This window comes from Salinivibrio proteolyticus (assembly GCF_001996165.1).
GTDB lineage: Bacteria > Pseudomonadota > Gammaproteobacteria > Enterobacterales > Vibrionaceae > Salinivibrio > Salinivibrio proteolyticus.
Genome location: NZ_MUFP01000046.1, coordinates 1 through 1490, shown reverse-complemented (window position 1 = coordinate 1490; position 1490 = coordinate 1). Strand labels below are relative to the sequence as shown.

At 32.2% G+C, this 1490-nt stretch carries 2 protein-coding genes; both read right to left on the bottom strand.

The window, feature by feature from the left end:
* Positions 1–564 (bottom strand): polysaccharide deacetylase family protein (locus BZJ19_RS16895; protein ID WP_131826419.1); only part of this gene is annotated, 564 nt, incomplete at its 3' end.
* A gap of 1 nt (position 565) precedes the next feature.
* Positions 566–1420, bottom strand: a complete 855-nt coding sequence (locus BZJ19_RS16890) for a formyltransferase family protein (protein WP_077676480.1) — start codon at positions 1418–1420, stop codon at positions 566–568.
* Positions 1421–1490 lie beyond the last annotated feature (70 nt).

The window sequence follows — 1490 nt, the reverse complement described above, 5'->3', positions numbered from 1 at the left end:
CATATAGTCAAACCATTGAGCGCTTGAATGAAACATCTTGAGTGGAGTTATGCTACTATCGTATTTATAATCAAACCTTTTCAATAAGCTTATTAGTGCTTCTTCATGTGGTTGTGTAGTATACCCCCCTGCTCTAAAAGATAGAGGCTTACTGCCTACGAGATCTATGAATTTTCGTTGAGCGAGACCAAACATCTCATTCGCTTTAGTCAGACCATAGTTATCAATGAGATTTGAATAAGACCAATTTTTATAGTTGTGGTGCCAACTATTGCTACTCATATTATAAATACTGTCAAACCAATGAGGATGAAAATGCATCTGCACGTCATGACCTAATTCTAGAATTTTATATATTTGCTTTTGAAAATTATTCACATATTCCATTCTGCCAAATTTTTCATATGCTACAATCGAACAAATATCAATAAAAAAAACCAATTTCGCGTTATGTTTTTTTGCTATCGCTAACAATTTTTCGGTAGGTCTGAATAAAACTTCCTCCTCACTATAAAAGTTTTCTCCGAAAAAAACTTCGTAGTCAAAAGTTAACAATATATTCATGTCATATCACACTGATGTTTTTATAAGCAGGCTTTTTGGGCGAACGACAATAGCTACTAAGCACTTCTTTTCCATTTAGAAATACATACTTACACGCAGACTCTGTAACCATTTTTCCAGTATAATTAAAGCCTTTTTCTGTAACTTCGATTGGTTTTGGTATATAATTGTTAATCATATAGAATTCGATTAGTTTTTTGAGACTTTCTATTCCTGCCAACTGTGTTTTACAATACATAGAGTGATGATTATCATTTTCGTCAAAATCCACTATAGACTTCCTAATATAAATGGCGCCTGTATCTATATTTAAATCAACAGATTGAATCGTAAAACCATTTTCATTAACCGCATTATTATATATCGTCCAAAACTGCGAATTGCCCCCTCGATAATAGGGAACTATACCAAGATGAAGATGAAGAATGTACGCACGATCTAGCGCTGTCAAAAAATTCTGTCGAAGTAATCTTCCTCCCTGAAGAAGAAATAGATCTGGTTGGAAATCGTGAACGAAGCGAACAACTTCATCTGAATTAATATCTGAGCAGACAATAGTGTTTTTTTCTCCTATCTTTGATATAAAGAAATCAAGACCTATATCATCATAGAATATGTTGTATATTTTTATTTTTTCAGATTTCAGCAATTTCCCATATTTATTATGGTTACACAACCTTTTCCTAATGGCAGAAATTAAACCATGTTTTCTTAAGGCTCGAAATTTACTTTTTCTCAAGTGAGATTGAAATATTACTTTAATTTCAAAATGCTCTTCATATTTTTCTAAAATACTCTTAACAAAGTAAAAATGCTGAGGTTCCATGTTACAGCTTATTAAAATTTTTCTTTTCATCACATTCACTTTACCAAAAATTTTTCAATATGATAGCGAGGAGGTTTTGTTTGTCCGTCAAGCGGATATC

What these genes read in the sequence shown, in the direction of transcription:
- BZJ19_RS16890 (WP_077676480.1), bottom strand. Translation starts at nt 1,420, where the DNA reads ATGAAAAGAAAAATTTTAATAAGCTGTAACATGGAACCTCAGCATTTT.